Annotated in this window: 4 protein-coding genes and 1 pseudogene; all 5 read left to right on the top strand. The window is 53.6% G+C overall.

The window, feature by feature from the left end:
* A pseudogene (locus IQ256_RS27755) lies at positions 1-751 on the top strand (hypothetical protein); the annotation flags it as partial.
* A gap of 60 nt (positions 752-811) precedes the next feature.
* Positions 812-2848, top strand: a complete 2037-nt coding sequence (locus IQ256_RS27760) for a DUF262 domain-containing protein (protein WP_193858931.1) — start codon at positions 812-814, stop codon at positions 2846-2848.
* Positions 2849-2920: 72 nt separating this feature from the next.
* The gene (locus IQ256_RS27765; RefSeq protein WP_193858932.1) at positions 2921-3238 is read left to right on the top strand and encodes a DUF433 domain-containing protein; all 318 of its coding nucleotides are present in this window, start codon (positions 2921-2923) and stop codon (positions 3236-3238) included.
* A complete protein-coding gene (locus IQ256_RS27770) occupies positions 3235-3582 on the top strand; it encodes a DUF5615 family PIN-like protein (protein WP_193858933.1) in 348 nt (115 codons plus the stop codon). Before IQ256_RS27765 ends, IQ256_RS27770 begins: the two co-directional genes overlap by 4 nt.
* A 30-nt stretch (positions 3583-3612) precedes the next feature.
* Entirely contained in the window at positions 3613-7713 is a 4101-nt protein-coding gene (locus IQ256_RS27775) for a DEAD/DEAH box helicase (protein WP_193858934.1), read from the top strand.
* Positions 7714-7738 lie beyond the last annotated feature (25 nt).

The following is a 7738-nucleotide window of genomic DNA, read 5'->3' on the forward strand; positions in this document are numbered from 1 at the left end:
CATCAATGGTGTTCAAACAACAGTATTTAAAACGAACAAACTGCTTGTCAATGCGATGAGCTTTGGAAGCAGCGTAGTTGCCGATTTCTACATCAAAACAACTGGGCGCTCAAATCTTCACTTCACATGGGAGAACTTTCCTTTAATTGAAGCCTCTGCCCAACTTCGTGCTCGTACCCTCGCTCTCAACTGTCTCACTACCCACTATACCGATCTCTGGGCTGACACCTTCTCCCCCACCTTCCCCACCGACACCTGGAGCAAACCCAACGACCCCCGCCTATCTCCCACCTTCTTCACCTACCTCACCCCAACCTGGCAACGCCACTGCGCCCTCCGCACCGACTACGCCCGCCGCCAAGCCCTCGTCGAAATCGACGTCCTCGCCGCCCTAGCCCTCGGTCTCACCCTTGACGAACTCATCACCCTCTACCGCGTCCAGTTCCCCGTCATGCAGCAATACGAACGCGACACCTACTACGACATGAATGGCCGCATCGTCTTCACCAACAGCAAAGGACTCGTCGGCGTCGGACTCCCCCGCAAAGGCAACGCTAAGAAAGGCATCACCGGCTGGGAAGACATCCGCCACATGAAAACCGGCACCGTCGAAATCACCAAAATCGACGACACCCTGCCGGATGGCCCCCACGAACGAACCATCACCTACCAAGCCCCGTTTGCGAAGTGCGACAGAGTCACCGACTACCGCATTGCCTGGAACGCTTTCTCAGCACGAATGGACGGCTAATCATTTAGCCAAACCGTTCCAGATCTAACATTCATCCTTCATCGTTCATCCTTCTTTCCCATGCGTCTCACCACCATCCTCGACCAAATCGACATGGGCAGCATCGCCCTCCCCGAATTCCAACGCGGCTACGTCTGGAACCGCGACCAGGTACGCAAACTCATGACTTCCCTCTACAAAGGTCATCCCGTCGGTAGCCTGCTCGTATGGGAAACCCAAACCGAACAAGTCACCGATCACGCTAGAGGCGAAGGCAACCTCTCCGCAGGCACCGTCAAACTCCTGCTCGACGGCCAGCAGCGCATCACCTCCCTTTACGGCATTATCAAAGGCAAAGCGCCTCAGTTCTTTGATGGCAACACCCAACCCTTCACAGGCTTATACTTCAACCTAGAAGAAGAAACTTTCGCTTTCTACATGCCCACCCGCATGGACGGCAACGCTCTATGGGTTAGCGTTACCGAGCTAATGCACAAAGGCGTCGGACACTTCTTCCCCATCCTTGCCACCAATCCAGAATTTGCACCCAAGCTAGCAGACTACGCCAACCGCCTCACCGCTATCGACAACATCAAAAACCGAGACTTCCATATCGAAGAAGTCTCCGGCAAAGACAAAACCGTCGATGAAGTCGTTGAAATCTTCAACAACGTTAACAGCGGCGGCACCAAACTCTCCAAAGGAGACCTCGCCCTCGCCCGCATCTGCGCCGCTTGGCCCGACGCCCGCGACGAACTCAAAGGCTGCTTAGCGAAATGGAGCCAAGCTGGCTTCTACTTTAAGCTCGACTGGTTCCTGCGCTGCATTACCGCCGTTACCACTAACGAATCTCTCTTTTCGGCCCTCAAAGATGTTTCTACAGAGCGCTTTAGCAAAGGACTCAACGACACTGACAAATCGATTGATACGCTGCTCAATGTCGTCTCTTCTCGCCTCGGCCTAGATCACGACCGCGTACTGGGTGGCATCTACGCCTTTCCCCTAATGTCTCGCTATCTAGATCAGCGCGGCGGTCACTTTCCCAATCACCAAGAGCGCGATCAGCTGCTCTACTGGTATATTCACACCCTGCTATGGGGACGCTACTCCGGCCAGACAGAATCTACCCTACGCAAAGATCTCGCCGCTATAGATGGTAGAGAAGGCAGTTTAGAACGTCTAATAGAACTCTTGCGTCAAGATCGAGGCGACCTCAAAATATTTCCTAGCGACTTTGGCGGCTGGAGCAAAGGCAACCGCTTTTACCCTATGCTGTATTTGCTCACTCGGGTTTGCGGCGCTCGTGACTGGGAAGACGATATTGAGCTGTCTCAGCATATGCTAGGCAGACTCTCTAGCCTAGAAGTACATCATATTTTTCCAAAATCCAAACTATACAGGAACGGATATGAGCGAGCAGAAGTGAATGTGATCGCCAACTTCACCTTCCTCACCAAAGAAACCAATCTCATCGTCTCCAACCAAGATCCTGAAAAATATTTCGCTCACTACGAAGAAAAGCATCCAGGCACCATCGCGTCCCATTGGATACCGATGGACAAAGAACTCTGGAAATATGAAAACTACCGAGAATTCCTAGCCGCCCGCCGTGAGCTATTAGCTCAGGCCGCTAACAATTTCCTAAATAGTCTATACATTGGCACAATTCCAGAATCTGAAGCAGCACCTGATGTTTTAGAAAGAGAGAGAATTGTTGTTTCTGACAGTGCGATCGCTGATCCAGAAGAACAAATTCTGCAATCCTGCAATCAGTGGATTCTTGAGAAACAGCTACCCGCTGGCGAACTTGCCTACCACCTGACAGAAGCTGAGAGTGGCGATGTTATCACAATTCTAGATCTTGCATGGCCTGATGGCCTGCAACCTGGCTATAGCCAGCCAGTTGCTCTACTGCTCAATGAAGACAGTCACATTAGTGAAATTGCTAGCCAAGCCGCATTCCGCTTCTTCACAGACATTGACAGTTTCAAAGCTTACGTTCGTAAAGAGATTTTGGCTATTGAAGCGGCCAGCGAATCAGAGACAGAAGAAAGTAACATCCCATCAGAACGCCAATCAGCCGAACCTCAACCAGAAAGGCCGTTAGCAGCGGTTTGATAGCGACCATTCAGTATGTTTCTTGAAAATCTGGCAGACTTAAGAGGATGTCTCGTAAACTAACGCCCCACCATGACTTACACCACCACCGAATACAAACACATCCACCTAAATGACGACGGTGTACCCGTCATCACCGATACCACCATGAAAGTCGTTGAGCTAGTGTCCGCTCAACAGGCTTACGGCTGGAGTCCTGAAGAGCTGCATTTTCAATTTCCCCATGTCTCCCTGGGCAAAATTCACTCCGCCCTAGCCTACTACTGGGATCATAAGGACGCTATAGAAGCTGATATAGAGCGCCGCGCCAAAATGGTTGAAGAGTTTCGTCGGCAAGCACCTCCCTCACGCATTGAGCAGAAGCTACGGGAACAAGGCTACATATCATGAGCTTGAAATTTTACATGGATGAGAACGTTCCGCGTCAGATTACAGCTGGGCTGCGATTACGCGGTATTGATGTCATCACAGTGCAAGAGGAGCAGCGCAGAGGGGAAAGCGATCCAAAGATTTTAGCCAGGGCAACTGAACTAGGCAGAGTCCTATTCTCTCAGGACGACGATTTATTAGCCCTTGCTAAAGAACGGCAACAGTCTGGAACTTTCTTTCCGGGCATTGTTTACGTTCGCCCCCAAACCATCGGTGTCGGTGACTGCATACGTGATCTAGAACTCATTGCCAAAGTTTCTACCGCTGAAGATTGCCAGAACAGGGTTCAATACCTTCCTCTCTAACCATCACCCGCTGTGATACGCCTCTCACTCATGATTCCATCCATCGTCGCCACTCAGGTTCGCAACTGCGTCTCCGACTATCTCCGCACCACCTTCCGGCCCACCACTCCAGGGTTCGAGGGCTTATTAGAGCGCTTTATCGCCAAACCTGAAAACATTGGCCGAGGCCCCTACGTCTCTATTGGCCTGCCCTTTCGCCCAGGTAACCGCACGAAAAACGGCAGCGGCGAATTCTTCTCCGAAATTCCCTTAGGCTTCACCCCTCACCTCCACCAAGAACGCGCCTTCGCCCGCCTCAGTCCGCCCTACTACCAGTCCACCCTGGTCGCCACCGGCACTGGCTCTGGTAAAACCGAATGCTTCCTCCTACCCCTGCTAGAACACTGCCGCCAGCAAGCAGGCACGTCAGATAATAGTCGGGGAATAAAAGCCATCTTGGTGTATCCCATGAACGCCCTGGCCACCGATCAGGCCAAACGAATCGCCGAACTCATCCATAGCACCCCTAGCCTAAACAACAAAGTTACCGCCGGACTCTATATCGGCGACAAAGACGACAGCCCCTCCCCAACAATGGGGCCAAACAAAGTCATCACCGACAAGCAAGTCATCCGCGACGCGCCTCCCGACCTACTGCTCACCAACTACAAAATGTTGGACTACCTGCTAGTGCAGCCTGAATCCCAAAAGCTGTGGCGCTACAACCAGCCCGACACCCTTCGCTACATCATCGTCGATGAATTCCACACCTTCGATGGAGCCCAAGGCACCGACCTCGCCTGCTTACTGCGCCGCCTCAAGCACCGCCTCAAAACGCCCCGGCAGCACCTCGCCTGCGTTGGCACCTCAGCCACCCTCGGCAGCACCAGCAATCGCAAAGACATGCTGCACTACGCCGAAACCATCTTTCAAGAGAGCTTTGAAGACAGCACCCTGATCGAAGAAGACCGCATCAGCGCAGGCGATTTCCTCCAAGACGCGCTGCTGAACATGCTGCCAGTCCCTGGCCCCGAGCAAATCGACAGACTGCAGCCCGAAGCCTACAGCACACCCACCGCCTATCTTCTTGCCCAAGCAGACCTATGGCTACAGGAAGAAGCCCCCGCCGTAGAACTCACCAACCCTGACGCGCCGCCCCTCTCCGATAGCTGGCGACTAGCGCTCGGACAAGAACTCAAAACCCTGCCCATCGTCCATAACCTGCTTCGCATCCTCGCCGAAGGCCCCTGCGACTATGCCTACCTGCTCGAAAAATTCGGTCAGCGGCTACACCTGATCACACAGGATGACACCGACTACCCTCACCGCCTACTCGATAGCCTGCTCAGCCTGATTGCCGCCGCTCGCCAAGAACTTCAGCGAGAGCAGGGCGATAGTATCCTTCTCCCCTGGGTTACCCTGCGCGTACAGCACTGGTTTCGCGAACTCAAGCGCATGGTCGCCAGCCTCGAAGCCGAACCCAATCTGTTGTTTTCCGACGACCTCACCCCCGAACAACTCCAAAAAACGCTGCCCGTCCTCCACTGCCGCGACTGCGGTGCCACTGGCTGGGGCGGCGTACGCCCTTCTGTCGGCGCTAGCCGCCTAGAATCCGGCGACCTCAAACGGTTCTACCAAAACTACTTTGCACAAAAGCCCCTAGTCGCCTATGTCTTTCCCTGCGACGACACCGAACCCGACTTCTCCCAGCTCTGCCCCGAATGCCTCAGCATCAACGGCCCACAGGCCAAAAGCTGCCGAAGCTGCGGCCACGAACATCTACTCCGTGTTCATATTCCCAATATCTTGCGCGAAGAAAGCTACCAGGACAAAAAACGCTCAGTCTCCAGCCACGATTGTCCCTACTGCAACAGCAGCAGCGGCCTATCGATTATTGGCGCGCAGGCCGCTAGCCTCACCAGTGCCATGATTGGCGTCCTCTACGCCACCCCGTTCAATACCGATAAAAAGCTCCTGGCCTTTTCAGATTCGGTGCAAGATGCAGCCCATCGCGCTGGCTTCTACGGCGCTCGCACCTATCGGACGACGCTGAGAACTGCGATTGCCCAAACCGTTCTCGCCCACCCCGAAGGACTCTCCCTCGCCGAACTCACCCAGCAGTTCCCTCAGTTCTGGCAACAGCGCCTAGCCTCCACCGCCAGCTACGTCGCCACCTTCTTACCCGCCGATTTGGAATGGCTGCGCGACTGGGATCAGTTTATTCATAGCGATCGCACCACCCTACCCACCGACAGCACCCTACCCAATCTCGTCAACGAGCGCCTCACCTGGGAAATCGTCAATCAGTTTGGCCATCGCTCCGCCATCGGCCCCTCCCTAGAACGTAGCGGCCTCTGCGCCACTCAATTTCCGCCAACGGCTGTTGTTCAAGCCGTCGAACAACTCCACTTAACCCTCACCAACGAAATAGAAGCCCTGCGTGACGTTGCCCCCGAGCGAATTCATCAGTTCTTACTCGGACTTCTGCACCACCTACGACAGCGCGGCGGCATCCTACAGCCTGCAACGACAGAAACTGGCTATCTCTCCAACGGCGGCAATACATTCCTGCTTCAGAAACCACTCTACATGCCCGGACTAAGCCCAACAGTTCCCATTCCTGTTTTCTGGATCAATGCCTCGGCCAAGACCCAAACTAAAGGCCAAGCCTTTGAGCAGATCATCAGTCCAGGTAAACGCTCTAGCTGGAGCGAAGATTGGACTCAGCGCCTACTTGCTAGTGAAACACTGCTGCTCAAAGAACAGATTATTGAAGTCTTGCACAAAGCGCTAGAAAGCCTTGTGCGTGTCAACTTATTAGAAGAGAAAGTGTGCGGTGATGGGAGAGCTTGGGGAATCCCCACTACTACGCTCAACGTTCTTCCTGATGGAAAAGTGCTGGCGTGCGATCGCTGTAGCCATCAGCTAACCGTCACACCCGTTGAGCAAACGTTCCTCACGGATATGACCTGCCTCAACCAGGGCTGCTCCGGCCACTACCAGCTAGACTCACGCATCGGCTTATCTTACTACCGCAACCTTTACCAAAAAGGTGAAGTCCACCGCATCGTCGCCGCCGAACATACCGGACTGCTCACCCGGCCCAACCGAGAATTGCTAGAACGTAGATTCATAGAACACCAAAGACGCTGCGACCCCAACCTCATTTCGGCCACCTCCACCCTAGAAATGGGCATCAATATTGGTGACCTCTCCACCGTATTGCTGTGTTCTGTCCCACCCGCTGTTTCCAGCTTTCAGCAGCGCATTGGCCGGGCTGGGCGCCGCGACGGTAACGCGCTAGTCGGCATCGTCGCCAATGGTAAACCCCACGATCTGCACTTCTACGCCGACCCCATGCGGATGGTCAACGGTAATGTAGAGGCCGCAGGCTGCTATCTAGACGCTTCAGCCATTTTACAGCGTCAGCTTACCGCCTTTTGCCTAGATAGCTGGGTAGCCACAGGCATCACCCGCCAAGCGTTTCCGCCTGAACTCAGCAAGGTGCTCAACGCGATTGAGCGCAGTACTTTAGAGAAGTTTCCCTACAACTGGCTGAGCTATATCGAAAGCCATCAGGGCGAACTGTTAGAGACTTTTTTAAGACTGTTCCAAGACACCATTGCCGATCAAACCCGCGCTGAAATCAGCACCTTTATGGAAAAAGGTGAAGAAAAAGAAGGTGGCTTACGCTGGCAAATTTTGAACCGCCTAGAAGGCGTCCGCAAAGAAAGAACGCGGCTCAGCAGCCAGATTAGAAACATCAGCGGCAAAATTAAAAAGTATAAAGAGAATCCCGCTGCGCTCCAAGAGGAAGACCACCTGGCTGAGCTAGAGCGCGAACGTGCAGGCTTCCGCGCCCTGATGAAGGATTTGAACAAAAAACACATTCTCAACTTTTTGACTGATGAAGGTTTGCTGCCCAACTATGCCTTCCCAGAAGCAGGCGTAACCCTCCGCTCCATTTTATGGCGACAAAAGCAGCCAGCAGAACAAGCCAACGGCAAAAAGTACGAGACCTTTACCCTCACCTACGAACGGCCCGGTGCCCTAGCCATTCGAGAACTCGTACCCAGTGGCGTCTTTTACGCCGAAGGCAGAAAAGTCAAAATCGACCAAATCGACCTCAAGCTTTCAGAACCAGCCCTCTAAAGGTAATTTGAGCGTAGCTTAATGA

The sequence above is a fragment of the cf. Phormidesmis sp. LEGE 11477 genome (assembly GCF_015207105.1).
Taxonomy (GTDB): domain Bacteria; phylum Cyanobacteriota; class Cyanobacteriia; order Phormidesmidales; family Phormidesmidaceae; genus Phormidesmis.

Bases quoted from the DNA above. Each gene is read 5' to 3' on its own strand.
- IQ256_RS27770 (WP_193858933.1), top strand. From the start codon at position 3,235: ATGAGCTTGAAATTTTACATGGATGAGAACGTTCCGCGTCAGATTACA.
- IQ256_RS27760 (WP_193858931.1), top strand. From the start codon at position 812: ATGCGTCTCACCACCATCCTCGACCAAATCGACATGGGCAGCATCGCC.
- IQ256_RS27765 (WP_193858932.1), top strand. From the start codon at position 2,921: ATGACTTACACCACCACCGAATACAAACACATCCACCTAAATGACGAC.
- IQ256_RS27775 (WP_193858934.1), top strand. From the start codon at position 3,613: ATGATTCCATCCATCGTCGCCACTCAGGTTCGCAACTGCGTCTCCGAC.